We start from the raw sequence: 26468 nt of genomic DNA on the forward strand, positions 1-26468 counted from the left end.
GTTTGGAACGTTAATTTTGGGCTAAATTCGCCCGTAGAACGTTATCAGACCAGCGCGAATAGGCGCCCGGCAAGGAAGCCCATGCCAATCGAGATCGCCACGGCCAGCAATCCGTACAGGAACCCGTAGTTCTCCGCGAACAGTGCTGTCGCCCGTTCGAAGCCCAGCTTCTTGACCTCGACTCGGCTGATCGCGGAGGCGACTACTCGCCCTTTGGAAATGGCAAATGTTTCAGCGGTATAGCCGCCGGTCTGGACACTGGATGGCAAGGCGATCCGCGCCTGATAGAGCACCTGCTCGCTCACCCGCACCCCGCGCGAATCCTCCTTGTAGAGCCCTTCGCGCTGCATCAGATCGACGAGGCCGGCGGAGAACCGCGCCTGCTCGGCCGGGTCATAGGCACCGATCGGGGACAGCTGCAGCCAGGGCAACCCCAGTTCGTAAATCGCCGCCGTCTTGTCATCGACGATTTGCTTGATCGGGCGGGACGAGGCGACGGCGAAGAACGTTGGGGCCGAGCGGAATTCGGTGCTGTCGGCGTTGACCCAGATGCCCGCAATGCGCTGTTTTTCGCGCAGGATGATCGATCGGGTCGGCCCTTTAAGCACGACCACAATATCGTAATCCTGCCCGGCACGGGTGCCATCCGGGGTCAGAATGGCGCCAAACAGCAGCAACTCGGTGCCAGTGAAGCCCTGACGCACCTGGATTTCGTGCTGGGAGACTTCCGGCACCAGGATCGGATCGCGTGCGCCGGTCAGCGCGAAGAATGCCAAGAGGGCGATCAGCACCCTCACAGCGCTTCCACCGTGTAGATTTCATCCGGACGCCAGCCGAGGCCCAGCGCCATCGACAAGGCGATCGCGAGCACCAGTGATGCCAGCACGAACCGCAGCCGTGCGGCGGGCAGCCGCTCGGCCAGCTGCGCGCCGATCTGCGCCCCTGAAACCGACCCGATCAGCAACAGCACCGCCAGCACGATGTCCACCGCCTTTGTCGTCAGCGCGTGCATCATCGTGGTCGCCATCGTCACGAACAGGATCTGGAACAGCGATGTGCCGACCACCACGTTCGCGCTCATCCCGAGGATATAGAGCATCGCCGGAACCAGTACGAACCCGCCGCCGATCCCCATCAGCATCGTCAGCACGCCCGTGAACATCCCCAGCAGCAACGGTGCGAGCGGGGAAATGTAGAGGCCCGAGCGATAGAACCGCCAGCGCAGCGGCAGGCTGGCGACCATCGGGTGGTGCCGCCGCTTGCGCGCGGGCAGCGGCACGCCGGTCTTTTGCGCGCGCAGCGTCTGCCAGCTTTCGCGCGCCATGATCGAACCGATGCCGCCCAGCAGGAGGACATACAGCAGATTGATCACCACATCGATCTGGCCCAGCCGTTGCAGCAGGCTGAACAAACCCGCCCCGATGAGTGTGCCGATGAAGCCGCCCGCAACCAGCACGCCGCCCATCTGGTAATCGACCCCGGCCCGGCGGGAATGCGCGAACACGCCCGAAACGCTGGCTCCGGTGACCTGGCTGGCCGCAGAAGCCGCGGCGACTGTTGGAGGGATGCCGTAAAAGATCATCAGCGGCGTCGTCAGGAACCCGCCGCCGACGCCGAACATGCCGGAAAGGATCCCCGTCAGCGCACCCAGCGCGACGATCACCAGGCCGTTCACCGACAGGTTGGCGATGGGAAGATAGACGTCCATTGTACCGCCTTGGCCTATCCCTTTCCGTGGCCGGAAGGAAGGCCGGGCTTGCCATAAAACTGCGAAAAAGCCCCGCGCGGTCGGATTATTCCGCAACCTCTGTCACAGCGGGAATGGAAACGGATTGCCCAGCCGGCTCCGCCCCGGGCGCGACCGCGCTCAGCCACAGCAATTGATGCTCTTCGGCCTGCCGCAGCCGCTCGAAATCGGGTGCGGCCTGCGGCGCCGTCACGAACGGACGGGGCGCTGCCGGCCGGACCCGGACCACAGAAGTCTCGGCTACGGAGGCAGGCGGAGCGGTTGCGGCCATTGCCGGCGGAGCGACTGGCTCCGGCCCGGCCCGGACGACTGACGACGGTTCGGGCGCTGGCCCGGAGAAGCTATCCTGCAGGACCGCCCGCGCACCGACCCAGGCCGAGAGCAACAGCGCCAGCGCGATCAGGGGTTGCCCCCGGCGCAGGCGATTGGAACGACGCGGCCGGGTCATGCCCGCACCTTGCCCAGTCGCGCCGTGGCCGGGTGGGCCGCGTGGTCGGTCTTGTCCCAAACCACATCACCGCCGCCCAGCGAGCGCAGATAGGCGGCCACCGCGCGCCGCGCCGCCATGATCGCGATCACATTGCCGACCGGCACCCGCACAACAGCGCGCAGCCCCTCGGCCAGGCCGTATTCGCGGGCGGTAAACACCAGCCGCGCCAAAAGCCGCCAGCCCAGACCGGCCAGGCTCAGCACCACCATGACCCGGGCGGGCGCGGACAGGGGCACAAACAAGGCCTGACCGGTCCACGCCTCTCCCAGCAACAGGATGGCATCGATCAGCAGCAGCAGATAAGCCGCCACCAGCACGAGCGCCGTCAACGGACCGCGCCGGTCCCGCAGGGCCATCCACAATTCGACCGGCTTGGTCGACCAGCCCAGCCGCTCCCACCCTTGCAGGGCAATGCCGTGAATCCACCGGGTCTTCTGGCGCACCGCCTGATCGAGCCGGGCGGGAAAATAGCTGGACGTGGCGACCAGATTGCCGTCGGCATCACGCAGTCGCAGGAATGCGCTGCCGCGCCCTTCCGCAGACAAGGTCAGGCCCAGTTCGTAATCCTCGGTCAGGCATTCGGGCGCAAATGGTCCGGCATCGGCTTCACCCGCATCGCGTCGCCGCTCTGCCAACCGTTCCAGCGCCACGCGGGCAAACCCGCAGCCCACCCCCGCCGCCGGCAACGAAGCCCCCAGCGCACTGCGCACAACCAGCGCCTTGGCATGGCTTTCCGTGAACTCGTCGGCATAGTGCCCGGCGACCCAGCGCGATTGCGGCAACAGTCCGGGGCGCACGGGCAGCTGGACGAAATCGACTGCGCTCACTGCGGCATCGATGGCCTGCAGGGCGGCCGGATGGACCATGTCTTCCGCATCGTGCAGCACCACCGCGCGAAACCAGCGCTGTCGGCGCTGTTCATCGTCGCACAGCGCCCGGTATAGCCGGTTCAGGCAGTCAGCCTTGGTGGTGGGGCCTTCGGCGCCGTGCACGACCAGCCGCACGCGCGGATCCCGCGCCGCCGCCGCCATGGCGGCGGCCAGAGTGGCAGGATCGTTGCGATAGCAGCCAACGTAGAGCTGCAGTTCCTGCTGCGGCCACGCCTTGAGCGCGTGGGCAATCGTGGTGCCGATGACGGCCGCTTCGCGAAATGCCGGGATCATGACCGCCACCGGGCCCATCAGCCGATCCACGCCATAACCGGGCGCCAGCCGCACGGTCCGCGTGCGCCGGGTCAGCCGCAGCCACAGGTAGGCCAGGTCCAGACCCAGTTCGTCGAAAAGTCCGATGGTGAACCAGAATGCCGCGAAAACCAGCAACTCGTGCTCGGCCAGCGCCAGCACCTGCAGTGCGCCCAGCAGCCAGCCATCCGCCCCCGTCATTCCCGCGTGCATCCCCGCCAGCCTCGTGCCCGAGCGCCAGCCTAGAACTTATCCACAATGGTTGCAACGCGTTGCGGGCGCGCTGACGCGGGCCCGCCGTTCAGTCCCCGCCCGGATTCGCGCCAGACCGCAAGCGGGACTGCTCGATCAGATGGGCCAACTGGGCCGGAGTGGGTCGCACCGGATTGACTGGCCGCCCTGCCGCGCCGGGCTGCATTGCCCCCTCGGGCAAGGGCGACGGCGGGGCCGCCCCCTCGGCCGGGACCGCCTCGGCCGCTGGTTCGGCAGACTCACCGTCGTCGACCGGGGCGGCCGGCTCGGGCTGGCTGGCGGGCGTCTCCGGGGCCGCTGCCATCACCCGCCGGTCAGTTTGTGCGGCCGGGACATCGGCCGGGTCGGCGCTGCCGAACAAGGCCATGAGCATAGCCAGCCCAACCGCCAGTATCGCGACATTGCGATACAGCGTTCCCGATACGACTGGAGTTTTCGGTGCCCGGCGCATCCGGCCGGATTAGCGCGCAAACGTTAATGGAGCCTCACTGGCCGATCCGGCGGAAGATCATGGGCGGATTGGGATATTCCGGGCAATTGCACAGATCGTGGCTAACGGCTGTAAACCATCTCCGTTCACGGGAATTAATCGCGCGCCGGGCTATCACGGGCTTCGAACCGCACCCCACAGGACCTGTAACCGCGTGACCCTTGCCCCGACGATCATGGCCAAACGGCTGCCCGGCGCCTTGCGCCGGCTGGCTGGCGACCGTGCGGGCAATACGCTGGGGATGATCGCGGCGGGGATGTTTCCGCTGCTGGCACTGGTCGGCGGCGCGATCGACATGGGGCGCGGCTATCTGGCGGAGACCCGGTTGCAGCAGGCCTGCGACGCAGGCGTGCTGGCCGCGCGCAAGAAGCTGGGCAGCGGCGCCGTGGGCTTTGGCGTCGACAACTCCGGGGTGGAGGATGTCGGCCACCGCTTCTTCAACCTCAATTTCCGCGACGGCGCCTATGGCACCGAAAACCGCGATTTCGATGTGACGATCAATCCGGACACCACCATCGACGGCACGGCCACCGTCGAGGTGCCCACCACGATCATGAACCTGTTCGGGTACAGCCGGCTGGACTTGCAGGTATCCTGCGGCGCAAAGCTCGATTCGACCGATACGGACGTCATGCTGGTGCTGGACGTGACCGGATCGATGAACGAGACCAATCCCGGCGATACCAAGCCGCGGATCGAGATCCTGCGCGACGTGATCCTGGACTTCCACACCGAACTGGAAAACAACAAGCAGGAAAATGCCCGCATCCGCTATGGCTTCCTGCCCTATTCCACCAACGTCAACGTCGGCCATCTGCTGAAGGACGAATGGGTCGTCAGCGAATGGACCTACCAGTCGCGGCGGATGCTGGGATCGGGTAATACGTCCGGTTACTATACCTCGTGGACCGCGTCCTCGCCGATTTCGGGGACAGTGAACCGCACCGTGCATGCCACCTATGCCGCCACGCTGTCTGGCGGGGTCTATACCTGCCCGACCGTTCCGGCAAACACGCTCACGTCCAACACCGTGCTGGTTTCCAACACCAGCGCAGCATACGCTGGCCCGCCGGCCGGTACGCAGTACATTTCCACCTACCAGCGTACCCGCAACGGCAACGTCTATTCGGTGTCGCTCTCGGGCACGACCTGCACGGTCAACAAGGAAGCCTATACCAGCTATATCGACACGTATAAGTACTTCCAGACGCCCGCCCTGCAGATCGGCACCAACTGGCAATATGGGCCGGAAAAAGTGAACGTCAGCGGCTGGCGCACGGGGTCGAACGGCTGCATCGAGGAACGCGACACCTATATCATCGACGACTACAGCGCCGTGGACCTGAGCCGCGCGCTCGATCTGAACATCGACCTTGTCCCGACGGCCGGGGACAGCAAGACGCAGTGGCGCCCGCAATACCCCAAGCTGATTTTCGGGCGGGCCAAGAAGTGGGACAACAGCGGCAATTTCGATCTTGCCAGTGCCGCGACCACGGCGGAATACATCGCCCCCTGGGTCGCCAACACGGCCGCCTGCCCCAGCCCGGCACGCGCCCTGGCGGAGATGGATAGCCAGGCCGTGACCGATTACGTCGCCACGCTGAAGGCGGGCGGCAGCACCTATCACGACATCGGCATGATCTGGGGCGCGCGGTTGCTGTCTCCCACCGGTCCGTTCGCGGCGGAAAACGCGAACCCGGCCGATGGCCGCCCGACCAGCCGCAACATCGTGTTTCTGACCGACGGGCAGACCTCGGCACTGGACATCAGCTATTCCAGCTATGGCTTCGAACCGCTCGACCGGCGACGCTGGGCGCCGGGCTCGGCCCTGTCGCTGACCCAGACGATCGAGCAGCGCTTCAGCTTTGCATGTCAGGAAGCCAAGAAGAAGAACATCACTGTCTGGATCGTGGCCTTCGGGACTTCGCTGAACCCGATCATGGAAGAGTGCGCAGGCCCCGGCAAAGCCTTTCAAGCCAACGACAGCGACGAGCTGAACGAGATTTTCAAGAAGATCGCGACCTCCATGAGCGACCTTCGCCTGACGCTGTAGTCGTCCCGTCCGGTTTTGGTTGCAACGCCGCGTCAGTTGGGCGAATCCAGCGGATATGACTGCCCGCCGCCATCCGTTTTCGCCTCTCGCCACCCTTGCCACCCGCCTGTTCGGCGGTGAGGCAGGCGCCGGCATCCTGCTGATTGTTGTCGCGATTGCCGCAATGATCGCGGCCAATTCGCCGCTGGCGCACGGCTATCACGCGCTGTTCCACGCCACCTTGCCGTGGACACCGGTGCCCAAGCTGAACACGCTGCATCTGTGGATCAACGATGCCCTGATGGCGATGTTCTTCTTTGTCGTCGGGCTGGAAATCAAGCGCGAGGTGATCGACGGCGAATTGTCCTCGCCCGCGCGCCGCCGGCTGCCGGTGCTGGCCGCTGCCGCCGGCATGGCCGTGCCCGCGCTGGTCTATCTGTTGGTGGCCGGGGGCGAACCCGGCCTGGCCAACGGCTGGGCGATCCCGGCGGCGACCGACATCGCTTTTGCACTGGGCGTGCTGGGCCTGCTGGGCAAGCGCGCGCCTGCCTCGCTGCGCCTCTTTCTGCTGACGGTCGCCATTGTCGACGACCTCGGCGCGGTGGCGATCATCGCGTTCTTCTATACCGCCGGGCTGAAGCTGGTCTGGCTGGGCTGGGCGGCAGCCGCGCTGGCGGCGCTGGTGGTGCTCAATCGTGCGGGCGTGACGCGGGGCTGGCCCTATATGCTGGTGGGCGGTCTGCTGTGGTACGCAGTGCTGCATTCCGGCGTCCACGCCACGGTCGCGGGCGTGCTGGCGGCGCTCTGCGTGCCGATGAAGCTGGATGCACACGGAGACAGCCTGCTGCTGCGCATGGAGCATGCACTGGCCCCGATCAGCGCCTATTTCATCGTGCCCCTGTTCGGCTTTGCCAACGCGGGCGTCGCGCTGGCGGGACTGGGCATCGAGGACATGCTGGCCCCGCTGCCCATCGGCGTTGCGCTGGGGCTGTTCGTGGGCAAGCAGGTCGGCATCCTTGGCGCGATCGTGCTGGCCGACCGCCTGGGCCTCGCCCATCGCCCCGAAGGCGCAAGCTGGCGCCAGCTGTGGGGCATGGCCCTGCTTTGCGGGATCGGCTTCACCATGAGCCTGTTCATCGGCCAGCTGGCTTTCCCCGCCAGCCCGCTGCTGGTGGAGGAAGCCAAGCTGGGCGTGCTGGCCGGGTCGTTGCTGTCCGCGCTGCTGGGTTTTCTGGTGCTGCGCACCGCACCCCAGCCCTTGGACCGGCCCCCCGGCCAGCGCGACGGGTAAGCGCGGCTTACCAGGTGCCGGTATTGGGCATGCTGGCCCACGGCTCCTGCGGCGGCAGATGGCCGTCCTGCAGCAGTTCGACCGAGATCCCGTCCGGCGATTTGACGAACGCCATATGCCCGTCGCGCGGCGGGCGGTGGATGATATGCCCGGCCGCCGCCAGCGCCGCGCAGGTTTCGTAGATGTTGTCCACCCGGTAGGCCAGGTGGCCGAAGTTGCGTCCGCCCGTATAGGTTTCGGCCGAACCATCCTCGGCCGGCCAGTTATAGGTCAGCTCCACCTCGGCCAGCCCTTCCTGCCCCGGCGCTGCCAGGAAAATCAGGGTAAAGCGGCCCTGCTCGCTGGAAAAGCGGCGGACTTCCTCCAGCCCGATCAGGTTGAAGAAGGCGATGGTCGCGTCCGGATCGGTGACGCGGATCATCGTGTGGAGAAATTTGGTCATCGGTTCACCCAACGGTTTGTCGACAGAAAAGAACGGTTCATCGTCCAGCAAGCTGGCAAGGCGCAAATCTGCGCTGCCAACAGGGAGAATCCCCATGCCCGACTCTAGCCTCGATACCCCCGCCCCCGCCACCGCATTCTGGCAGGACGGACAGACCCGCCGCTATCTCGCCACCGCCGGGGTGCTGGCCGTGGGCCTGATCGCGGGCGGATACCTGCTGGGCAACGGGCTGGTCCGGGCCAAGGATGCCGACCGCGCCGTCACCGTGCGCGGTCTGGCAGAGCGGGACGTTACCGCCGACCTTGCTACCTGGACCCTGTCGTTCAGTTCCACCGCGACCGACCTTGCCACCGCGCAGGCCAGCGCCGACCGCGATGGCGCGGCGATCCGCGCGTTCTTCAAGCAGGCCGGCTTTCCCGCCGCGGACCTGCAACCGACCGGGGTGAACGTATCGCAATACACCGATAACGGCGTGCCGCGCTTTACCGTGCGCCAGCGCTTTGCCCTGCGCACCACCGACATCCAGCGCGCGCAGGCCGCCGCCAAGCGCCAGTTCGATCTGGTCCGCCAGGGCGTGGTGCTGGAGGATGGATCGGGCATCAATTACAGCTTCACCCGCCTCAACGCGATCAAGCCGGAAATGATCGCGGCGGCCACCAAGGACGCGCGCGCTTCGGCCGAGCAGTTTGCCAAGGACAGCGGTACCAGCGTCGGCAGCATCCGCAGCGCGACCCAGGGTTACTTCTCGGTCATGGACCGCGACGCAACCAGCGGGGACGATAGCGGCGGCGGCAGCTGGGGCATGGCCGACACTCCGTTCAAGAAGGTCCGCGTAGTCACCACCGTCCAGTTCTCATTGGATTGATGGCCCCCGCCAGAACGAGCACGGCCCCAACGAGCACGGCCCGCCCCGGAACACCGGGACGGGCCGCAGTCTTGCGCAATCTTTCGCGGCAGCGGCTTAGAACGAAGCCTTCAGCGTCGCCACGACCGCGTCGTTGGAGAAGCCGTCGATCGACGCGCCTTCAACGCCAACATAGCTCACGCCCAGCGAGAGCGCCGGGGTGATCTGGTAAGCCGCGCCGACCGAGTAGTCGAGCCCGCCGGAAGTGCTGACGCCGGTCAGCAGCTTGGGCGACAGCGCGCCATCGGTGTAGCCCAGGTGCGCCGAAACCGACAGCGGGGTTTCGGGAACGGCCAGGCTCCAGTCGGTGTAGAGATACAGGTTGTCGTCACCGCCCAGCGAATCCTGCTTCCAGGCATAGGCCACGCCGACCTTCGCAGTCGCCGGACCCAGCGAGCCGCTGATCGAGGCATAGGGTTCGAACACGTTGGCATCGCCGACGTTTCCGTTCGGGTAGACGTAGTACAGCAGGCCGACATCGGCGGTCACGCCCGACGCGATCTCGCCGGTCCAGCCAGCATAGACGTCCAGTTCGGCGTTGCCGTAAACGGGGGAATCTTCAAGGCTCGAAGCCCAGGCACCGGCGTAGAAACCGCTGGAGTGGTTGACGTTGACCGAACCCTGCACCGCGAAATCGCCGCCGCTGAGCGACAGGCCGCGGAAACGGTAGTCCGTGACAAGGGCAACGCTGCCGGTCACCGTCACATCGCTGGGCGGATCGGTTTCGTCGGCCAGAGCGGGAGTGGCGGCCAATGCGCAGCCGGCGAGAAGAGTAGCGGCGAAAAGGCCGCGGACGGACGTGAGCATGGCAATCTTCCTTACGATTGTTTGGTGCTTCGTCCCACCTGCATCCACCGCGTCGACCCTCGTTTTCGGGGCCAATCACCGCGGACACCCGATCCTGAACATCTTTTTGCTGCACCGCACAAGAGGAAAAGCGCACAAAGATTGCGCAAAAGCCGCACAGTGTGGTTTTATGGCAACGCAGCAAGGCCGCGGTGCAGTTGACATTGTTCGTTAATCCGGCGGCCGCTATAGCGCGCCTCACACCCCCGGAAGGTCCAATGTTCTCCAAGCTTCGCAGCCTCTTCGCCGGATCAGCGCCAGCCCCGCGCGCCGCCCTGCCGGAAGGAACGCGCGCCTATGCCGTGGGCGACATTCATGGCTGTGCCGACCTGTTCGCCGCGCTGGCCGAGGCAATCGATGCCGACGATGCGGCGCGCAGCGCGGCGCAGACCACCGTGGTGCTGCTGGGTGACCTGATCGACCGTGGACCGGACAGCGCGGGCGTGGTGGAGCGCGCCCGCCAATGGCAGGCCGCGCGCGCCGTCCGCATCCTGATGGGCAACCACGAGGAGATGTTCCTCGACAGCCTGGAAAAGCCTGAAGTGCTGCGCCACTTCCTGCGCTATGGCGGCAAGGAAACGGTGCTGAGCTATGGCGTGAACGAAGACGCATATCACGCCGCCGACCTGGCTGAAACGCAGGCCCTGATGCGCGGCGCCATTCCGGCGGATCACATCGATTTCATCCGCGGCTTCGAAGATACCATCGTGCTGGGCGATTATGCGTTCGTCCATGCCGGGATCATGCCGGACGTCCCGCTCGACCAGCAGCGGGTCGGCGACCTGCGCTGGATCCGCCAGCCGTTCCTTGACCATCCCGGCAGCCACGGCGCGGTGGTGGTTCATGGCCACACCATTTTCAAAAAGCCGGACATCCTGCATAACCGCATCGGCATCGACACCGGCGCTTACGAAACCGGCGTGCTGACCGCGCTCGGCCTCGAAGGGGAAACCCGCTGGCTGATCGAGGCTCGGGCGGAAGACGGCGCGATCCGCGTCTCGCAAAGGAGTATTTCATGAAAATTGCCATGGTTGGGTCCGGCTATGTCGGGCTGGTTTCCGGGGCCTGCTTTGCCGACTTCGGTCACGAAGTGGTCTGCATCGACAAGGACCCGGCCAAGATCGACAGCCTCAAGGCCGGGATCATGCCGATCTATGAGCCTGGCCTGGCCGAACTGGTCGCGTCCAACGTCAAGGCCGGGCGGCTGACCTTCACCACCGATCTGCCCGCCGGGATCGATGGCGCGGGCGCGATCTTCATCGCGGTGGGCACCCCCAGCCGCCGCGGCGATGGGCACGCGGACCTGTCCTATGTCTATGCGGTGGCGCAGGAAATCGGTGAGCACCTCCAGCAGCCGGCCGTGATCGTCACCAAGTCCACTGTCCCGGTCGGCACCGGCGACGAGGTGGAGCGGATTCTGGCCGAAGCCAATCCCGGCGTGAAGTTCGCGGTGGCCTCCAATCCGGAATTCCTGCGCGAAGGCGCCGCGATCACCGATTTCAAGCGGCCCGACCGGATCGTCGTCGGCACCGAGGACGAATGGGCGCGCGGCGTGATGAACGAGGTCTATCGGCCGCTGTTCCTCAACAAGGCACCGATCCTGTTCACCTCGCGCCGCTCGTCGGAACTGATCAAGTATGCCGCCAACGCGTTCCTGGCGGTCAAGATCACCTTCATCAACGAGATGGCGGACCTGTGCGAAAAGGTCGGCGCGGATGTGCAGGACGTATCGCGCGGGATCGGCATGGACGGGCGGATCGGGTCCAAGTTCCTCCACGCCGGACCGGGCTATGGCGGCTCGTGCTTCCCCAAGGACACGCTGGCCTTGCTCAAGACGGCCGAGGATTACGAAGCCCCGACCCGGATCGTCGAGGCGGTGGTCAAGGTCAACGACGCGCGCAAGCGGGCGATGGGCCGCAAGGTGATCGAGGCACTGGGCGGCATGGACGCGGCGCGCGGCAAGCAGGTTGCGCTGCTGGGCCTGACCTTCAAGCCCAACACCGACGACATGCGCGATGCCCCGTCGATCGCGATTGCCCAGGCGCTGGACGACGCGGGCGTGAAAGTTACCGCCTATGACCCCGAAGGGATGGGCCATGCCGCCCCGCTGATGGCCCACGTGACCATGCGGGACAGCGCATACAGCGCGATCGAAGGCGCCGACGCGGTGGTGATCGTGACCGAGTGGGACGCATTCCGCGCGCTCGATCTGGACCGGGTCAAGCGACTGGCCAAGGCCCCGGTGCTGGTCGACCTGCGCAACATCTACGACCCGGTCGAAGTGCGCGCCAAGGGCTTCCACTACACCAGCATCGGCCGACCCTGAGGCCCGGTGCCTCCCCGTTTTTGCCAAAGGCACAAACGAGGAGGATCAGGCGCTTGTCGTCAGGCCGGTCAGTTCGCCAGGGGGCCTGTAAGCCGGGTTCTGTAGCGCGGACGGTATGCCACGGGGCACCGTATCCGCACTGGCAGCCATTCCTCTAGGCCAGGCATTGCTGCCAGGCTCAAGCAACCAACCCGGGCGGTCGATGCGAAACCCATCTGCCACGGGTCCGAAAACCCGTGGCGTGCCGCCCCTATTCGGTCTTGCTCCGAGTGGGGTTTGCCATGCCGCTGCTGTTACCAGCCGCGCGGTGCGCTCTTACCGCACCCTTTCACCCTTACCTGCAAGCAGGCGGTCTGCTCTCTGTGGCACTTTCCCTGAAGTTGCCTTCGGCGGGCGTTACCCGCCACCCTTGTTTCGTGGAGCCCGGACTTTCCTCGGCATAGCAAGCTATGACGCGGCTGCCCGGCCCCCTGGCGAAGCGCCTACCTAGTCTTTCCGGTGTCGCGATCCAACAACAATCCGAACAGGATCGCCGAACATTCGCCGTCGACCACCCCGTCGATCCGGTGCGGGCGCCAGCGCCGCTGGAACGCGCGGCAGGCGGCGGCCGTGTCCGAGATGTCATAGCCGAAGCGTTCCAGCGCCAGAAAGAACGCGCCGTCGTTCTCATAGGGGCTGGGCACCAGCAGGCGCGGTCGGCGCAGTGCCAGGCGATGCGCGCCCAGCAATTCCCAGTCGAACAGCTCACCGGGGTCTTCCTTGCGCGAGGGCGCGATATCGGAATGGCCGACCACGTTGGCGCGCGGGATGTCGTGGCGCTCCACCATGTCGGCCAGCAGCGGCAGCAGCGCCGCCATCTGCGCGTCGGGGAACGGGCGATAGCCAAACTCGTGGCCGGGATTGACCAGCTCTATCCCGATGCTGGCCGAATTGACATCGGTGATCCCGCGCCAGAACGACTTGCCCGCGTGCCACGCGCGCCGGTCTTCGCGCACCAGGCGGTGGACGGTCCCGTCTTCCTCGATGCAGTAATGCGCCGATACTTCGGCGGCGGGGTCGCACAGCCGCTCCAGCGCGGCTTCGGCGGTTTCCATGCCGGTATAGTGCAGCACCACCATCGAAATCGGCAGCTGCCGCTGGTTCCAGTTGGGCGATGGCGTTTCGCTGTGGATCAGTTCCGACATGGCCGCGCGACCTTATGCTTCAGGCAGCACTGCCCCCATGACCAGCGCCTCGTCGCTCAGCGCGAACTGCACTCCGCCGCCATGCGTACTGGCCAGCTGGTGGATCATCCACGCCGGCGCGGTGCGGCTGGTCAACCCATCCGGGCTGAGCGAACCGTCCAGCGCCTTGCCGATTTCCGGGTCGAACGCGATCTTCGCGCCCGCCGCGCGGACCACGATCTCGCTCGCCCCGTCGCGGCTTTCCGCGCCGATATCCAGCGTACCGCCGCGCACCAGCGCGTCCATGCCGATCATCGAGAGGTTGAGCAGCACTTTCACCGCCGGCTTGGGCAGGCTGGCCGTGCCCAGCGCCCAGTTGACCGAAATGCGGGCGTTGTTGCTGACCAGCGCATCGACCAGCGCGCGCGGTTCATCGATCAGCACGGTTTCGCCAAAGCCCCCGGCCGCGCCGAACGCCAAGCGGAAGAACTTCAGCTTGTCGGCACTGATCCGGGCGCTCTGTTCCAGCAGCTCGAAACAGCGCTTGCGCATTTCGGGGTCTTTTTCCTCGGCTAGCAGTTCCAGCCCGTTCGACAGCGCCCCCACCGGGCTGAGCATGTCGTGGCACAGCCGCGAACACAGCAGGGCGGCAAGGTCGAGCGAAGGATTGGTCATGGGCAGGCAGACTTCCGCAGCAGGGGGATAAGGGATGGTCAGCGCTCTCTTACCCTGCCGCGACTCGCAGGGGAAGCGGTTCGAACCCGGATTGTGCATCGCGCCAAAAGCGCACTTCGCCCGCCGCCACAATCGCCCAGACCCGCCCGTCCCCGCTGGCCGCCGCGCGGTCGGTCGCGGAGGGTTCGGCCCGGCCGGTGGGATGCGAATGGTAATAGCCCAGCACGGCCAGACCACCCGCCCGCGCGGCGCGGTGCGTGGCAATCAGTGCGGCGGGGTCGATCTCGAAATGGCGTTCGGGCCGGGGATGGACATTGGCAGCCGGCACCGCGGCCAGAATTGCGCCATCCTCGCGCCCCAGCAGCAACCCGCAGCACTCCTGCGGATGGGCGCGTGTCGCTTCTTCGCGCAGTGTGGCCAAAACGCCACTTGTCACCGTGATTGCCATCCCCAAGTTCCTAGCAATGAACGGGGGAGATTCCATCATTTCCGGCGTGATCGCCAGCGGCGGCCAGCGGCTCGACAAGGCGCTGGCCGATGCCAGCGGGCTGTCGCGTGAGCGGGTCAAGGCGCTGCTCGGCGAAGGCCGCGTGACGCTCGCGGGCAAGGTCGCGGCGCAGGCCTCGGCCAAGCCGGCCGAAGGCACCCCCTTCGCCATTACCGTCCCCGCTGCGATCCCGGCAGAGGCGCAGGCGCAGGATATCGCGCTGACCATCGCTTACGAGGACGAGCACCTGATCGTGGTGGACAAGCCCGCCGGGCTGGTCGTCCACCCCGCCGCCGGGAACCTTGATGGCACGCTGGTCAACGCGCTGCTGCACCATTGCCGGGGGCAACTGTCGGGCATCGGCGGGGTCGCACGCCCCGGCATCGTCCACCGGATCGACAAGGACACCTCCGGGCTGCTGGTCGTCGCCAAGACCGACGCCGCGCATGAAGGACTGGCCGCGCAATTTGCCGATCATTCGATCGAGCGCGCCTACCTCGCCATCGTCGGCGGCCTGCCCACGCCGGTTGCCGGCACGATTCGCGGCGCGATTGCCCGCTCCAGCCACGACCGCAAGAAGATGGCGCTGGTGGAAGATGGCCGGGGCAAGCACGCCGTCACCCACTACAAGCTGCTCGAACGCCTGGATTCCGCCGCGCTGGTGGAATGCCGGCTGGAAACCGGGCGCACCCACCAGGTGCGCGTTCACATGGCGTCAATCGGTCATCCGCTATTGGGCGACCCGGTTTATGGACGCACACCTTCACGGCTTCGGCCGCTGCTCAACCAGCTTCACTTTCACCGACAGGCCCTGCACGCTGCCGTGCTGGGCTTTATCCATCCCGTCACGGGGGCCGCGATTCGCCTTGAAAGCACGCTGCCCGCCGACATGGCGGGGCTGTTGGTCGAATTGAGGACACCAAGCTGACGCTTTGGTGTAGATAGAAAGCCTGTGTGGCCGCCGCCGGGGGATGCCTCTAAAGGGTCCTGCAATGGGTGGGCCGACGTTGAAAGGACGAATGAGTCTTATGCCCGAACGCAATCGCAACCTGCCCGCCAGCAGCGGCACGACGATGCCCAGCCTGGGCGGTGAGCAGAGCCTCAACCGCTACCTCACCGAGATCAAGAAGTTCCCGGTGCTGACGGCCGAGCAGGAATACATGCTCGCCAAGCGCTATCAGGAACACCAGGACCCGGAAGCGGCCAAGCAGCTGGTGACTAGCCACCTGCGGCTCGTGGCGAAGATCGCGATGGGCTATCGCGGCTATGGCCTGCCCGTGTCGGAACTGATTTCCGAAGGCAACATCGGCCTGATGCAGGGCGTCAAGAAATTCGAACCCGACCGGGGCTTCCGCCTGGCGACTTACGCCATGTGGTGGATCAAGGCCTCGATGCAGGAATTCATCCTGCGCAGCTGGTCGCTGGTCAAGATGGGCACGACCGCCGCGCAGAAGAAGCTGTTCTTCAACCTGCGCCGGATGAAGAAGAACCTCGACGCTTACGAGGATTCCGATCTTCACCCCGATGACGTGAAGGCCATTGCCACCAAGCTGGGCGTGTCAGAGACCGAAGTGGTCAACATGAACCGCCGCATGATGATGGGCGGCGATGCCAGCCTCAACGTCTCGTTCAACGAGGACGGCGAAGGCCAGTGGCAGGACATGCTGCAGGACGATCGCCCGCTGCAGGACGAAATGGTCGCCGAAGGGCAGGAAGCGGGCATGCGCCACGCCCTGCTGGTCGAAGCGATGGCCAGCCTGAACGAGCGCGAACGCCACATTCTGACCCAGCGCCGCCTGATCGACGAACCGCAGACGCTGGAAGAGCTGAGCCAGGAATACAACGTCAGCCGCGAACGCGTGCGCCAGATCGAAGTGCGCGCCTTCGAAAAGCTGCAGAAGGCCATGCTGCGCATCGCGGACGACCGCCGCCTGCTGCCCGCGGCCTGATCCCGCCTGTTCCCAAGCGCCCGCCGCGCCTGGCAAGGTGCGGCGGGCATCGGCCGTTCGGGAATTGAGCATTCCAGAATCGTGTTCTATGGCCATCCTATCCGCTCCCCAGGAAAGCCGTCCGTTCGTGGAAGACCAGATCGCCAGCCCCGCTCCCATCGCCACCGCGCGCGCCGCGCGTGAACCCCTGCGTGAGGGGCGCACCAGCCGGTCCGACAACATCAAGCTGGCCGGTCTGGAAGGCATTGTCGGGCTGCACCTGGGCATCGGCCATTCGCTGCTGGTCCAGCGGCTGGACCCCAAGCTGAAGGCGCTGGGGCTGACGGCCAAGCAGGTCACGATCATGTGGCTGGTCGAAGCGAACCCCGCCATCACCCAGATCGAAATCGGCCGGTTCCTGGCGATCGAGCGGTCCACCATCCACCAGTTCACCCGCAGCCTGGTGAAAAACGGCATGATCCGCGTGGTGCAGAGCGAAACCGACGGCCGCTCCAGCCGGATCGAACTGACCGACAAGGGCCGCGACAGTCTGGCCCGCGCGCGCAAGGTGATCATCGCCCACGAGGCGGAAAACACCGCACAGCTGACCCCCATCGAACGCCGCCTGCTGCTGGACCTGCTGTTCAAGCTGGGCGGGGCGATGACCTCTGGCTAGGCCGGGAATGCGGCGCTTGTTCAAGCCATCCCGGCCCCGCAGCGATTCCGGCATGGCCTATCGCCTCGGCTGGATCCTGGGCCGCGCGATTGTCTGGTTCCTGGCCATCAGCGTCGGTCTGACCGTGGTCTACAAACGGGTGCCGGTGCCGATCACCATCACGATGATCGCGGACCCCAATGGCTTCACCAAGGACTGGGAACCGCTCAGCCGGATCGACCGCAACATGGTGGCCGCCGTGATCGCGGGCGAAGACGCCAAGTTCTGTTCGCACAATGGCTTCGACGCCGAGGCGATCGAACAGGCGATGGAGCGCAACGCCAAGGGCGGCCGCCTGCGCGGCGGGTCCACCATTAGCCAGCAGACCGCCAAGAACGTGTTCCTGTGGCAGGGCACCGGCTGGACGCGCTATGCCCGAAAGGGGCTGGAAGTTTGGTTCACGTTTCTGATCGAGCACATCTGGGGCAAGCGCCGGATCATGGAAGTGTACCTCAACGTCGCGGAAACCGGGATCGGCACGTATGGCGTCGAGGCCGGGGCGCAGCGCTATTACAACAAGAGCGCCGCTCGCCTCAGCCGGGTTGAAGCCGCCCGCATCGCCGCCGCTTTGCCCGCGCCGAAGCGCCGTGCGGTGACCGGCGCCACCGGCTTCACCCGCCGCCACGGCAATGCCATTGCCGCGCGCAGCAGCGTGGTCCGCAACGAAGCGCTGGACGCCTGCGTTTACGAGTAATCGTCAAACGGCAGCGTTGCTCAGCTTAATCGCCACCAGCACCAGCCACAGCGCCAGCATCAGGCCGAACACAGCCCATTCGGCCCGCTTGCTGCGCGGGGCATAGGCTTCGAGTGCGCGGCGCTCCTCCAAGAAGCGTTCCGCGGCACCGCTCCGCAGTTCCGCCAGCCGCCGGGCATGGTTCCGGCGGCGGCGTTGATGCAGCACAGGCCCGGCGATGACTATCGCCAGATAAGCCAGCAAGAATATCCAGGAATCAGACATTTACCTAGCGTAGGCTCGGTCTCTAAGCGCAGCAAGCGCCCAAACAAAAAGGGGCGGCACCGCAGTGCCACCCCTTCGTGTTGGGTTGGTTCCAATCCGGGTGGGATCAGAACTTGAACACCACCGTGCCGCTGACCGTGCGCGGGGCGCCGATCTGGACGAAGCCCGGCGAACCATAGGACGACACGCCCGTGGTGCGGTTGAAGGTGTTCGACTGCACCAGACCGCCGCCGAAGCCGCCGACGTAGAAGCTGTCGGTCAGGTTGTAGACGTTCAGCTGCAGATAGGTCTGGTCGTTCAGGCCCAGCCCTTCGAGGCTGAGGCGCATGTCGAGGTTGACCAGCCAGTAGGCCGGAGCCGTCGCGCCATAGATCTGGCCGGTAGCGGCCTGCTGCGCGGCGGTCAGCGCCGGGGTTGCACCCGTGCTGGTCTTGGCGCCCAGCGGCACGAACGAGCCCTGGAAGGTGGCTTCGTTGGTGTCATAGACATAACGCTCGCCGGTCCGCTTGGCGGTGATGCCCAGCTCGACCGGGCCGACGCGGCCACGCACGGTGCCACCCCAGCTGTACTTCGGCGCGCCCGCTTCACGCTTGCCGGCGGTCGGCGCGTAGATCGGGGTGCCATCGGTGTTTTCGCCGATCGCGATGTTGTCGCGGATTTCCGACTTCATCACGCTGCCGAAAGCATAGAACGTCAGGAAATCGACCGGCTGGTAGGCGACGTAGCCGTCCAGACCGTACTTCTTCACGTTGCCCAGGTTACGGTACACGTTCTGGTCCAGCACCGGATCATAGGCGCTGGCGAGGCGGTTGCGGAACTGGTTGTAGTAGCCCGAGATCGACGCCTGGACCTTGCCCGAGCGATACCGCACGCCGAGGTCGAAGTTGTCGGTGGTTTCCGGCTTCGGCTTGGTCCCGGCGGTGCCCGGCGCGAAGAAGAACGCGTTGTAGAGGCTGTCCGTGCCCGGAACCGACAGACCTTGCGAGAAGTTGGCGAACACGCTGACGTTGTCGATCACGTCATAGGTGAAGCCAACGTTCGGCAGGACCTTGCTGAAGTTGAACACGCGCTGCTGCGGACCGGCAGCAGCCGGGTTCAGCGTGGCATAGGCCGAATTCAGCGCGCTGTTGGTGCCGAAGCAGTCCACGAAACCGCCCGCCGAGGTGGTGAAGCAGTTCTGGTTCAGGTCGCGGCGGAAGAACGGCGCGCGCACGCCCGCGGTCACGGTCAGGCGGTTGTCGAAGAATTCACCGCGATATTCGCCCGAAACCTGGTGCAGGACGGCATACGACAGACGGTCGCGCTTCTGCAGGACGGTGCCGGTGCTGTCCTTCAGGCCTTCGTTGACCGGGAACACGTCCAGCGGCTCGCCGGTGTAGGCCACGGCGCCGACTTCACCCGTCTGGCGGTGACGCGCACGGTCGAACGTGTAGGTCAGACGCAGGGTGTTGGATTCGTCCATTTCATAGCGCAGACCGGCAATCACGCCGATGCGGTGCGTCTGGGTCTGGCTGGGGGCGATCACGGTGACGCTGTCCAGCATGTCGCCGTCGCCGTTGACGTCACGACCGAAGTAGGGACGACCGCCGATGTAGCCGGTGACGCAGCTGTTGTTGGCGCTGGTCGGCGTGGTGCGGCAAGCGGCGAGGTTGGCGGTGCCGCCGGCCGGGTTGATGTCGCGCAGGCCTTCTTCGCCGGTCACGGTGCCGCCGCCGTTGGCCTTCACGTACTGATAGCTCGGCTCGACGTTGAGCACGAGGTTGTCAGCCAGCGTCAGGCGCAGCTGGGCGCGGACGTTGCCGGTGTTCGACGGGTTGTAGCGACGGTCGAATTCCGTGCCGCAGGTGCTGGCCGCATCAGCCGTGCCGTTGACCCCGGCCGGGATCATGCAGGGCGCGTTGATGGTGTAGAAGCGTTCCAGCTTGGTGATCGGGAAACGGTTGCCCGACAGCGGACCGGCGACGCGCAGGGTCTGGTTCGCGATGCTCTGCGTGGTATCGGTGCGCAGCGGCAGCGAGCCGAAGAAGTTGTTGCGGTTCTGGTTGTAGTGGCCCGACAGCGAGAAGAAGTCGTCGCCGCCCAGCGGCTGATAGATCTTCGCGTTGTACTGCTGCTTGTTGACCTTGCCGTAGTTGTTGAACGGGTTGTCGTTGGTCGCACGGCTGGCCGAAACCCAGGCGCGCAGGCCGCTTTCGGTCAGGTCGCCGGTTTCGATCTTCGCGAACAGGCGCATGAAGTCGAACTCGCCCGCCGAACCCGAGAGCATCACGCCCATGTCGTGGTCGGGCTTCTTGGAGCGCAGGTTGACGGTGCCGCCGACGGCCGAAGCGGTGGGGCTGTCAACGTCGGTGGTGCCCAGGTTGACGTTGACCTGCTCGATCAGTTCCGGGTCGATCTGCTGGTTCGAATAGATCGCATAGTTGCCCGAATCGTTCAGCGGCACGCCGTCGAAGGTCAGGCTGATGCGGTCGGACGAGAAGCCGCGGATCGAGAGCGTGCCGCCCGACGAACCGTAGGCATCGTTGTTCTGGAAGCTGACGCCGGGGATCTGGTTGATCGTGTCCAGAATGGTCTGGCCCGGATTCTGACGCTGGATGTTCTCGGCGGTCAGGACAGCCTTGGCCTTCGACGTGTCGGGAGCCGAAACCCCGCCCACTTCCTGAGTGCCGCTGCGCGTGCCGGTGACGATGATTTCCTTTTCGAAATCGACCGAACCGACCGACTGGGCGAACGCCGGGGTGGCAAGAGCGGCAACACCGATGGCAAGGCCACTGGTGGCTGCAGTCAGGGCAAAGTTGAGGCGCATGACGAGGTAAATCCCTGTTATGGAACACTGAAACTGGCAGGACAGCCGCACGGCGAATCGCCGTTCAGCGCGAACTGGCGACGCTCATACAAGCGCAGCGGGGCGGCTAGACACCCCTATTGTTACAGGTTTGTGACCGCCGCGGCCGCTCGACCGGCCCTGCCGCACCGCTCACGAAACGACATTTCAAGCATGGCCCGCCAAGCGAAATGATCGTTCTCAATCGAGGCGAAACTCGCACTTTTTCACCGCCGGTCGGTAGTTACACTGGCGACGATTCTTGCTGCACTGCGGCATTTGTGCAACGCTGGCCGCGAAAGGGCGGATTTTGGGCGCAAACCACCATCATCACGGGCACGGACATGCTCATGCGCACGGTCACGCGCATGGGCATGGGCATGGGCATGGGCACCACCCTGCCCCCGGTAGCCACGGCGCGGCCTTCGCGATTGCGGTAACGCTGAACGCCGCCTTCGTGGTGGCCGAAGTGGTCGCGGGCTATCTCAGCGGATCGACCGCGCTGCTGGCCGACGCGGGGCACAACCTGGGTGATGTGCTGTCGCTGCTGCTGGCCTGGGGGGCGAGCGCGCTGGCGGCGCGGCCGGCGTCCGATCGCTATACCTACGGGTTCAAGAACACCTCGATCCTGGCGGCCATCGCCAACGCGGCGCTGCTGTGGTTTGCGCTGGGGGCGGTGCTGGTCGAAACCGTGCGCCGCCTGTTCGATCCCCAGCCCGTGCAAGGCGGGATGATGATGATCGTCGCAGCGGTGGGTATTGCGATCAACCTGGGATCGGCGCTGCTGTTTATGCGCGGCAGCAAGGGCGATCTCAACTTGCGCGCGGCGTTCCTGCACCTGCTGGCGGATGCGGTGGTATCGGCCAGCGTGGTGCTGGCGGGGCTGGCGATCCTGCTGACCGGGCTGACGTGGATCGATCCGGTCGCCAGCCTGATCATCACCATCGGGCTGGGCTGGAGCAGCTGGGACCTGCTGCGCGACGCGATCCGGATGGGGCTGCTGGCCGTGCCGCGCCACATCGACGACGCCGCAGTCCGCGCGTTCCTGCAATCGCGCCCCGGAGTCAGCGCGATCCACGATCTGCACATCTGGCCGATGAGCACGACCGAGACGGCGCTGACCGCCCACCTGGTAATGCCCGGCGGCCATCCCGGCGATGCGTTCCTGCGCGAACTGGCGGAGGCGCTGGCCCATGAACACCGGATCGATCACGCGACGGTGCAGATCGAATGCAATGCAGACGATTGCGCATTGATCCACCATCCACCACATTAGCGGCTGGTTCACACAAGGATTTCGTGATGCGTTCAAGTTCATGGCTGGCCGCTGGACTGGCCATTTCCGCAATTGCCGCCCCCGTTCTGGCCCAGGATGACCTCAAGCCGCAGTTCCAAGCCCGCTATGTTGAACTGCGCGGCGCACTGCAGGCCGGCGATCTGGCAGCGGCCAGGGCGATCCTCGCGCCCGGATACGAGCTGACCGACATTCGCGGCGAGGTGCAGAGCGCCGACGCCATGCTGGAACGCGCGGGCCGGATGCCCGGTGGCGCATCGACCAAGGTCAGTTCCGAAGTGCTTTCGGCCAGCATCAACGGCCCGCTGGCCACCGTCGAGCAGAAACTGAACGCCGGCATGACCCGCCCCGGCAGCAATGCGGCGATGGAACTGGAAGTAACCTCGACCGACACCTGGGTGCGGCAGGGCGAGACCTGGCTGCTGTGGCGCAGCAAGCAGACCGAAATGGTCGTGAAGCGCGACGGCGAAGTGATGTTCAGCCAGAAAAACTGAACCCCGCGCCACTCGGACGCGGGGTCAGCCTGTAATCATGGCAGTGGCAGTGGTAGGGGCAGGGGCGGCGTCAGGCCGCCTCTTCCTTGGCCTTGAGCACGCGCACCGGCTCCTTGCGGCCTTCGACCACGTCCTTGTCGACCACCACTTCGGCGATGTCCTGTTCGGTCGGGATGTCGAACATCGTGTCGAGCAGCAGCCCTTCGACGATCGAGCGCAGGCCGCGCGCGCCCGTCTTGCGTTCGATGGCCTTCTTGGCGATCGCTTCCAGCGCGTCGTCGGTGAAGGTCAGCGTCACGTCTTCCAGCTCGAACAGCTTGGCATACTGCTTGACCAGCGCGTTCTTCGGCTCGCGCAGGATCTGCACCAACGCCTCGATGTCGAGGTCTTCCAGCGTGGCGATCACCGGCAGGCGGCCGACAAATTCGGGGATAAGGCCGAACTTCAGCAGGTCTTCCGGCTCCGCCTTCTGCAGCAGTTCGCCAACCTTGCGCTTTTCCGGATCGGCCACGTGCGCGCCGAACCCGATCGAACGCTTTTGCAGGCGGTCGGCAATGATCTTTTCCAGCCCCGCGAACGCGCCGCCGCAGATGAACAGGATGTTGGTCGTGTCCACCTGCAGGAATTCCTGCTGCGGATGCTTGCGCCCGCCCTGCGGTGGCACGCTGGCCGTGGTCCCTTCCATCAGCTTGAGCAGCGCCTGCTGCACGCCTTCACCCGAAACGTCACGGGTGATGCTGGGATTTTCGGCCTTGCGGCTGATCTTGTCGATTTCGTCGATGTAGACGATGCCGTGCTGGGCCTTCTCGACGTTGTAGTCGCTGGCCTGCAGCAGCTTGAGGATGATGTTTTCCACGTCCTCGCCCACGTAACCGGCTTCGGTCAGCGTGGTGGCGTCGGCCATGGTGAAAGGCACGTCGAAGGTCTTGGCCAGCGTCTGCGCGAGCAGCGTCTTGCCGCAGCCGGTCGGCCCGACGAGCAGGATGTTCGACTTCGACAGTTCCACGTCGCCACCCTTGCCGCTGTGGCGGAGGCGCTTGTAGTGGTTGTGCACGGCGACCGAGAGCACGCGCTTCGCGCGGTCCTGCCCGATCACGTAATCGTTCAGCGTCTCGAAGATGTCCTTCGGGCTGGGGACGCCGCCGTCCTTCTTGCCGGCGATGCCCGCCTTGGTCTCTTCGCGGATGATGTCGTTGCACAGTTCAACGCATTCATCGCAGATGAACACGGTCGGCCCGGCAATCAGCTTGCGCACTTCGTGCTGCGACTTGCCGCAGAAGCTGCAATACAGCGTGCTCTTGGCGTCGGATCCGGTCAATTTCGTCATGCGCTTTCCTAATGTCCCTCGCCCGCAAGGGACTCGCCGGGAGTGTAACCCGGCCCGTTCAATTATCAATCCTGCGCCATAGCGCGTGTCATATTGCCGTCACCTGAAGCGGCAGGGTGGACGAATCCTTACCCGGCCCGGGCCCTTACCCCGCCGCATCAGGCGCGGAAACCCTTATTCCGGCGCGCCGCCCGTGCCAGACTGGACGCCCACGGCATCGCTGTCAGGGCGAGCTTCGAACACCTTGTCGACCAGGCCGAATTCCATCGCTTCCTTCGCGTCGAGCCAGTTGTCGCGGTCCACCGCGGCTTCGATCTCTTCCAGCGGCTTGCCGGTATACTTGGCGTACAGCTCGTTCAGGCGCTTGCGCAGGCGCAGGATTTCGCGGGCCTGGATCTCGATGTCGCTGGCCATGCCGCGCGCGCCGCCCGACGGCTGGTGGATCATGATCCGCGCCTGCGGCAGCGCGATGCGCATGCCCGGTTCGCCTGCAGCAAGCAGGAAGCTGCCCATCGAGCAGGCCTGGCCGATGCACACGGTCGACACGCGCGGGCGGATGTACTGCATCGTGTCATGGATCGCGAGGCCCGCCGTGACGACGCCGCCCGGCGAGTTGATGTACATCGAGATGTCCTTGCTCGGGTTCTCCGATTCCAGGAACAGCAGCTGCGCGACGATGACCGAGGCCATGTGATCCTCGACCTCGCCGGTGACGAAGATGATCCGTTCGCGCAGCAGGCGCGAATAGATGTCGAAGCTGCGTTCGCCGCGGCTGGACTGTTCCACCACCATCGGGATGAGCGCGCCGGTGACGGGATCGCGGGTGAACTTGCCTTGGGCGCTGGACAAACCGAACAGATCGATCATGGGTTTCCTCGTTGATTGGCCTGCCTATGTCGGCCCTGTTGCGCCGATGTTCAAGGGCATTAACCCACTGCCCGCCCCGCTGGTGGCGCGTTTTCCGCCACGGCGTGCAAGGAATTGTTGCAGGATTGGTGGTATTCCCCGCCGTCATGCCCGCCCATCGCCCTTTTGACTGGTCCGCACTGCGCAGCGGTGCACCACTCGATTCCCGCGCGGTGCCGCTGGCCAGCGCGGCGCTGGCGTGGCTGGTGGCGGCCGGGTTCATGGCGGCGCTGGCCTGGGCCTGCCTGGTGCGCGGGCCGTGGTATGATGAATTCTACACCTGGCACGTCACCCGCCCGGATCGGGGGTTCTGGGAAAGCCTGCGCGGCAGCTGGCTGGCCGACAACCACCCCCCGCTCTACTACGCGCTGACCTGGCCGCTGCGCCAGCTGGGCGGGACGATCGAGGTACACCGCCTCGCCAGCCTGGGCGTAACGGCGGCGGCATTGGCCGCTGGCTGGGCGCTGCTGCACGGACAGCCCCGGCTGTGGCTGACAGGGGCGGTGTTCCTGCTGGTGCTGGCAGGGCACGAGGGCGCCTTGCGCGCGGGAAGCGAGCTGCGGTCCTATTTCCTCTCCTACGCCGCCTGCGCCGTGCTGGTGCTGGCATTGGTGGCCGGCTGGCTGGAGCAGGGCCTGCCGCGCCGGGGGCAGCGGATCGCGCTGTGGCTGGCGCTGGGGGTCGCGTTCAACACCCATATCGTCACCAGCCTGATCGCAGGCGCGCTGGTGCTGCCGTTCCTGCTGGCGGCCTGGCTGCGCGGCAACCGGCCGCTGGCACGGACGCTGGCCCTGCCCGCGCTGGCCGCCGGGTCGGCCCTGCTGGCCACCAGCGCCGTGCAAGTGCCGCGCTGGAACCGGCAGACCGCGCAGTTCTGGATTCCGGCGGGGCTCGATGCGGCGCGCTGGTCATTCGAATATGCCGCGCGGCGCACGCTGGTGGCGAACTGGACCGTCACGCTGGCCGGAGCGGCCGGTGCATTGGCCATGCTGGTCCGCGCGGTGCGCCAGCGGCGGCTGGAACGACGGGCCGAGGCTGCACTGCTGCTGATCGCCGGCACCGTGCTGGCCGCGGCGATCCTGCTGGGCCTGCACACGCTGCGTCCCATCGTGATCGAACGCTATCTCATCGGCCTGGTCCCCGCGCTGGCGATGCTGCTGGCGCTTGCCCTTGCCGCGCTGGCCGACAGGTTGCCGCCGCGCATCGCGGTGCTGCTGCTGGTGCTGGCCGCAGTGAATGCCGCTGTTAGCGTGACCGAATCCGCACACCGCGCCGCCGCGCGGCAGAGCTGGTCCGGCACCGCCGCGCTGATTGCTCAGGTGCAGCGGGCCTGCCCAGCCACTGCCGTCCACATCGACCCGGACCACTGGAACAGCTGGACCATGTCCTTTCCCCCGGCCGACAACCGCCCCGCGTTCTTTGCTGCCTATGCCTTGATGGCGCAGCGCGGCGGCTTCACGCTGGAACCGCTGGCCTCGCGCCGGATAGCCGCCGACTGCCCGACGCTGTTCTGGGCAGAGCATGACACCCTGCGCAGCTTTGATCCCGCCCGGATCACCGCGCACCTCAGCCCGCAGGGCTTTGCCCTGGACGGGGTTTGGCAATACCGGATCGACCACGGCTGGGTGGCGTCCAATCGCCCGCTCGACAGCGCGCTGACGGCAAACTAGCCTGCGGCCCCAAACAGGGGGTCTTG

The 26468-nt window shown here is 65.8% G+C and carries 25 protein-coding genes and 1 other RNA gene; 12 read left to right on the top strand and 14 right to left on the bottom strand.

The genetic code is table 11. The annotated features are described in order from the left end of the window. Positions 1–44: 44 nt before the first annotated feature. The 4 genes from IE113_RS05235 to IE113_RS05250 all read right to left on the bottom strand — a co-directional run bounded on the left by IE113_RS05235 (position 45) and on the right by IE113_RS05250 (position 3619). Complete coding sequence (locus IE113_RS05235; protein WP_189539360.1) at positions 45–797, bottom strand: TIGR02186 family protein; 753 nt, start codon at positions 795–797, stop codon at positions 45–47. Further along, entirely contained in the window at positions 794–1708 is a 915-nt protein-coding gene (locus tag IE113_RS05240; protein WP_189539361.1) for a sulfite exporter TauE/SafE family protein, read from the bottom strand. Before IE113_RS05240 ends, IE113_RS05235 begins: the two co-directional genes overlap by 4 nt. Positions 1709–1793: 85 nt before the next feature. Then, the gene (locus tag IE113_RS05245; protein ID WP_189539362.1) at positions 1794–2195 is read right to left on the bottom strand and encodes a hypothetical protein; all 402 of its coding nucleotides are present in this window, start codon (positions 2193–2195) and stop codon (positions 1794–1796) included. Next, positions 2192–3619, bottom strand: coding sequence for a glycosyl transferase family protein (locus tag IE113_RS05250; RefSeq protein ID WP_189539363.1), 1428 nt, complete (start codon positions 3617–3619; stop codon positions 2192–2194). The genes IE113_RS05245 and IE113_RS05250 overlap by 4 nt, the downstream gene beginning before the upstream one ends. 695 nt (positions 3620–4314) lie before the next feature. Between IE113_RS05250 and IE113_RS05255 the strand changes: the two genes are divergently transcribed. Next, complete coding sequence (locus tag IE113_RS05255; RefSeq protein ID WP_189539364.1) at positions 4315–6213, top strand: VWA domain-containing protein; 1899 nt, start codon at positions 4315–4317, stop codon at positions 6211–6213. A 55-nt stretch (positions 6214–6268) separates the two neighbouring features. After that, a complete protein-coding gene (nhaA, locus tag IE113_RS05260) occupies positions 6269–7483 on the top strand; it encodes a Na+/H+ antiporter NhaA (RefSeq protein ID WP_189539365.1) in 1215 nt (404 codons plus the stop codon). A 7-nt stretch (positions 7484–7490) separates the two neighbouring features. On the opposite strand, the gene IE113_RS05265 is transcribed toward nhaA, so the two are convergent. Then, the gene (locus IE113_RS05265) at positions 7491–7925 is read right to left on the bottom strand and encodes a VOC family protein (protein ID WP_189539366.1); all 435 of its coding nucleotides are present in this window, start codon (positions 7923–7925) and stop codon (positions 7491–7493) included. 94 nt (positions 7926–8019) lie between these two features. Between IE113_RS05265 and IE113_RS05270 the strand changes: the two genes are divergently transcribed. Next, positions 8020–8790 (top strand): SIMPL domain-containing protein, encoded by a 771-nt coding sequence (locus IE113_RS05270; protein WP_189539367.1) that lies wholly within the window; start codon positions 8020–8022, stop codon positions 8788–8790. A 96-nt stretch (positions 8791–8886) separates the two neighbouring features. Here the strand turns inward: IE113_RS05270 and IE113_RS05275 are convergent, their stop codons facing one another. Continuing rightward, positions 8887–9636, bottom strand: a complete 750-nt coding sequence (locus IE113_RS05275) for a TorF family putative porin (RefSeq protein ID WP_189539368.1) — start codon at positions 9634–9636, stop codon at positions 8887–8889. Between the two features lie 257 nt (positions 9637–9893). Here IE113_RS05275 and IE113_RS05280 point away from each other — a divergent pair, with 257 nt between their 5' ends. Together IE113_RS05280 and IE113_RS05285 are read left to right on the top strand one after the other, a co-directional pair. Further along, positions 9894–10694 carry a metallophosphoesterase gene (locus IE113_RS05280; protein ID WP_189539369.1) on the top strand — a complete coding sequence of 267 codons (801 nt, stop codon included), beginning with the start codon at positions 9894–9896 and terminating at the stop codon, positions 10692–10694. Then, entirely contained in the window at positions 10691–12001 is a 1311-nt protein-coding gene (locus IE113_RS05285) for a UDP-glucose dehydrogenase family protein (protein WP_189539370.1), read from the top strand. The genes IE113_RS05280 and IE113_RS05285 overlap by 4 nt, the downstream gene beginning before the upstream one ends. A gap of 72 nt (positions 12002–12073) precedes the next feature. On the opposite strand, the gene rnpB is transcribed toward IE113_RS05285, so the two are convergent. The 4 genes from rnpB to IE113_RS05305 all read right to left on the bottom strand — a co-directional run bounded on the left by rnpB (position 12074) and on the right by IE113_RS05305 (position 14275). After that, positions 12074–12475, bottom strand: an RNA gene (gene rnpB, locus IE113_RS05290) — RNase P RNA component class A. A gap of 8 nt (positions 12476–12483) precedes the next feature. Further along, positions 12484–13185 (bottom strand): N-acetylmuramoyl-L-alanine amidase, encoded by a 702-nt coding sequence (locus IE113_RS05295; RefSeq protein ID WP_189539371.1) that lies wholly within the window; start codon positions 13183–13185, stop codon positions 12484–12486. Between the two features lie 12 nt (positions 13186–13197). Beyond that, positions 13198–13839, bottom strand: coding sequence for a histidine phosphotransferase family protein (locus IE113_RS05300; protein WP_189539372.1), 642 nt, complete (start codon positions 13837–13839; stop codon positions 13198–13200). A gap of 49 nt (positions 13840–13888) precedes the next feature. Continuing rightward, complete coding sequence (locus tag IE113_RS05305) at positions 13889–14275, bottom strand: M67 family metallopeptidase (protein ID WP_373297840.1); 387 nt, start codon at positions 14273–14275, stop codon at positions 13889–13891. 28 nt (positions 14276–14303) lie between these two features. Between IE113_RS05305 and IE113_RS05310 the strand changes: the two genes are divergently transcribed. The 4 genes from IE113_RS05310 to mtgA all read left to right on the top strand — a co-directional run bounded on the left by IE113_RS05310 (position 14304) and on the right by mtgA (position 17663). Then, positions 14304–15254: an RluA family pseudouridine synthase gene (locus IE113_RS05310; protein ID WP_189539374.1), complete on the top strand. Its 951-nt coding sequence runs from the start codon at positions 14304–14306 to the stop codon at positions 15252–15254. 100 nt (positions 15255–15354) lie between these two features. Further along, positions 15355–16275: an RNA polymerase sigma factor RpoH gene (gene rpoH / locus IE113_RS05315; protein WP_189539375.1), complete on the top strand. Its 921-nt coding sequence runs from the start codon at positions 15355–15357 to the stop codon at positions 16273–16275. Between the two features lie 88 nt (positions 16276–16363). Then, positions 16364–16930, top strand: a complete 567-nt coding sequence (locus IE113_RS05320) for a MarR family winged helix-turn-helix transcriptional regulator (RefSeq protein ID WP_189539376.1) — start codon at positions 16364–16366, stop codon at positions 16928–16930. Positions 16931–16982: 52 nt separating this feature from the next. Continuing rightward, positions 16983–17663, top strand: coding sequence for a monofunctional biosynthetic peptidoglycan transglycosylase (gene mtgA / locus IE113_RS05325; protein WP_189539377.1), 681 nt, complete (start codon positions 16983–16985; stop codon positions 17661–17663). Positions 17664–17666: 3 nt separating this feature from the next. Here the strand turns inward: mtgA and IE113_RS05330 are convergent, their stop codons facing one another. Together IE113_RS05330 and IE113_RS05335 are read right to left on the bottom strand one after the other, a co-directional pair. Further along, positions 17667–17927 carry a hypothetical protein gene (locus IE113_RS05330; protein ID WP_189539378.1) on the bottom strand — a complete coding sequence of 87 codons (261 nt, stop codon included), beginning with the start codon at positions 17925–17927 and terminating at the stop codon, positions 17667–17669. 106 nt (positions 17928–18033) lie between these two features. Then, the gene (locus IE113_RS05335) at positions 18034–20733 is read right to left on the bottom strand and encodes a TonB-dependent receptor (RefSeq protein ID WP_189539379.1); all 2700 of its coding nucleotides are present in this window, start codon (positions 20731–20733) and stop codon (positions 18034–18036) included. A gap of 328 nt (positions 20734–21061) precedes the next feature. Here IE113_RS05335 and IE113_RS05340 point away from each other — a divergent pair, with 328 nt between their 5' ends. Beyond that, on the top strand, positions 21062–22027 hold the full coding sequence (locus tag IE113_RS05340; protein WP_373297841.1) for a cation diffusion facilitator family transporter: 966 nt from the start codon (positions 21062–21064) through the stop codon (positions 22025–22027). 26 nt (positions 22028–22053) lie between these two features. After that, complete coding sequence (locus IE113_RS05345; RefSeq protein ID WP_189539380.1) at positions 22054–22539, top strand: nuclear transport factor 2 family protein; 486 nt, start codon at positions 22054–22056, stop codon at positions 22537–22539. A gap of 70 nt (positions 22540–22609) precedes the next feature. Here the strand turns inward: IE113_RS05345 and clpX are convergent, their stop codons facing one another. Beyond that, entirely contained in the window at positions 22610–23866 is a 1257-nt protein-coding gene (gene clpX / locus IE113_RS05350) for an ATP-dependent Clp protease ATP-binding subunit ClpX (RefSeq protein ID WP_189539381.1), read from the bottom strand. Between the two features lie 174 nt (positions 23867–24040). Next, complete coding sequence (gene clpP, locus IE113_RS05355) at positions 24041–24733, bottom strand: ATP-dependent Clp endopeptidase proteolytic subunit ClpP (protein WP_189539382.1); 693 nt, start codon at positions 24731–24733, stop codon at positions 24041–24043. A 125-nt stretch (positions 24734–24858) separates the two neighbouring features. Between clpP and IE113_RS05360 the strand changes: the two genes are divergently transcribed. Next, positions 24859–26442, top strand: coding sequence for a glycosyltransferase family protein (locus IE113_RS05360; RefSeq protein ID WP_189539383.1), 1584 nt, complete (start codon positions 24859–24861; stop codon positions 26440–26442). Positions 26443–26468: the final 26 nt, after the last annotated feature.

It is taken from the genome of Novosphingobium arvoryzae, assembly GCF_014652615.1.
GTDB lineage: Bacteria > Pseudomonadota > Alphaproteobacteria > Sphingomonadales > Sphingomonadaceae > Novosphingobium > Novosphingobium arvoryzae.

What these genes read in the sequence shown, in the direction of transcription:
- clpX (WP_189539381.1), bottom strand. Translation starts at nt 23,866, where the DNA reads ATGACGAAATTGACCGGATCCGACGCCAAGAGCACGCTGTATTGCAGC.
- IE113_RS05250 (WP_189539363.1), bottom strand. Translation starts at nt 3,619, where the DNA reads ATGACGGGGGCGGATGGCTGGCTGCTGGGCGCACTGCAGGTGCTGGCG.
- mtgA (WP_189539377.1), top strand. Translation starts at nt 16,983, where the DNA reads ATGGCCTATCGCCTCGGCTGGATCCTGGGCCGCGCGATTGTCTGGTTC.
- IE113_RS05345 (WP_189539380.1), top strand. Translation starts at nt 22,054, where the DNA reads ATGCGTTCAAGTTCATGGCTGGCCGCTGGACTGGCCATTTCCGCAATT.
- IE113_RS05320 (WP_189539376.1), top strand. Translation starts at nt 16,364, where the DNA reads ATGGCCATCCTATCCGCTCCCCAGGAAAGCCGTCCGTTCGTGGAAGAC.
- IE113_RS05265 (WP_189539366.1), bottom strand. Translation starts at nt 7,925, where the DNA reads ATGACCAAATTTCTCCACACGATGATCCGCGTCACCGATCCGGACGCG.
- nhaA (WP_189539365.1), top strand. Translation starts at nt 6,269, where the DNA reads ATGACTGCCCGCCGCCATCCGTTTTCGCCTCTCGCCACCCTTGCCACC.
- IE113_RS05300 (WP_189539372.1), bottom strand. Translation starts at nt 13,839, where the DNA reads ATGACCAATCCTTCGCTCGACCTTGCCGCCCTGCTGTGTTCGCGGCTG.
- IE113_RS05295 (WP_189539371.1), bottom strand. Translation starts at nt 13,185, where the DNA reads ATGTCGGAACTGATCCACAGCGAAACGCCATCGCCCAACTGGAACCAG.
- IE113_RS05310 (WP_189539374.1), top strand. Translation starts at nt 14,304, where the DNA reads ATGAACGGGGGAGATTCCATCATTTCCGGCGTGATCGCCAGCGGCGGC.
- IE113_RS05335 (WP_189539379.1), bottom strand. Translation starts at nt 20,733, where the DNA reads ATGCGCCTCAACTTTGCCCTGACTGCAGCCACCAGTGGCCTTGCCATC.
- IE113_RS05240 (WP_189539361.1), bottom strand. Translation starts at nt 1,708, where the DNA reads ATGGACGTCTATCTTCCCATCGCCAACCTGTCGGTGAACGGCCTGGTG.
- IE113_RS05275 (WP_189539368.1), bottom strand. Translation starts at nt 9,636, where the DNA reads ATGCTCACGTCCGTCCGCGGCCTTTTCGCCGCTACTCTTCTCGCCGGC.
- IE113_RS05280 (WP_189539369.1), top strand. Translation starts at nt 9,894, where the DNA reads ATGTTCTCCAAGCTTCGCAGCCTCTTCGCCGGATCAGCGCCAGCCCCG.
- clpP (WP_189539382.1), bottom strand. Translation starts at nt 24,733, where the DNA reads ATGATCGATCTGTTCGGTTTGTCCAGCGCCCAAGGCAAGTTCACCCGC.
- rpoH (WP_189539375.1), top strand. Translation starts at nt 15,355, where the DNA reads ATGCCCGAACGCAATCGCAACCTGCCCGCCAGCAGCGGCACGACGATG.
- IE113_RS05285 (WP_189539370.1), top strand. Translation starts at nt 10,691, where the DNA reads ATGAAAATTGCCATGGTTGGGTCCGGCTATGTCGGGCTGGTTTCCGGG.
- IE113_RS05330 (WP_189539378.1), bottom strand. Translation starts at nt 17,927, where the DNA reads ATGTCTGATTCCTGGATATTCTTGCTGGCTTATCTGGCGATAGTCATC.
- IE113_RS05245 (WP_189539362.1), bottom strand. Translation starts at nt 2,195, where the DNA reads ATGACCCGGCCGCGTCGTTCCAATCGCCTGCGCCGGGGGCAACCCCTG.
- IE113_RS05270 (WP_189539367.1), top strand. Translation starts at nt 8,020, where the DNA reads ATGCCCGACTCTAGCCTCGATACCCCCGCCCCCGCCACCGCATTCTGG.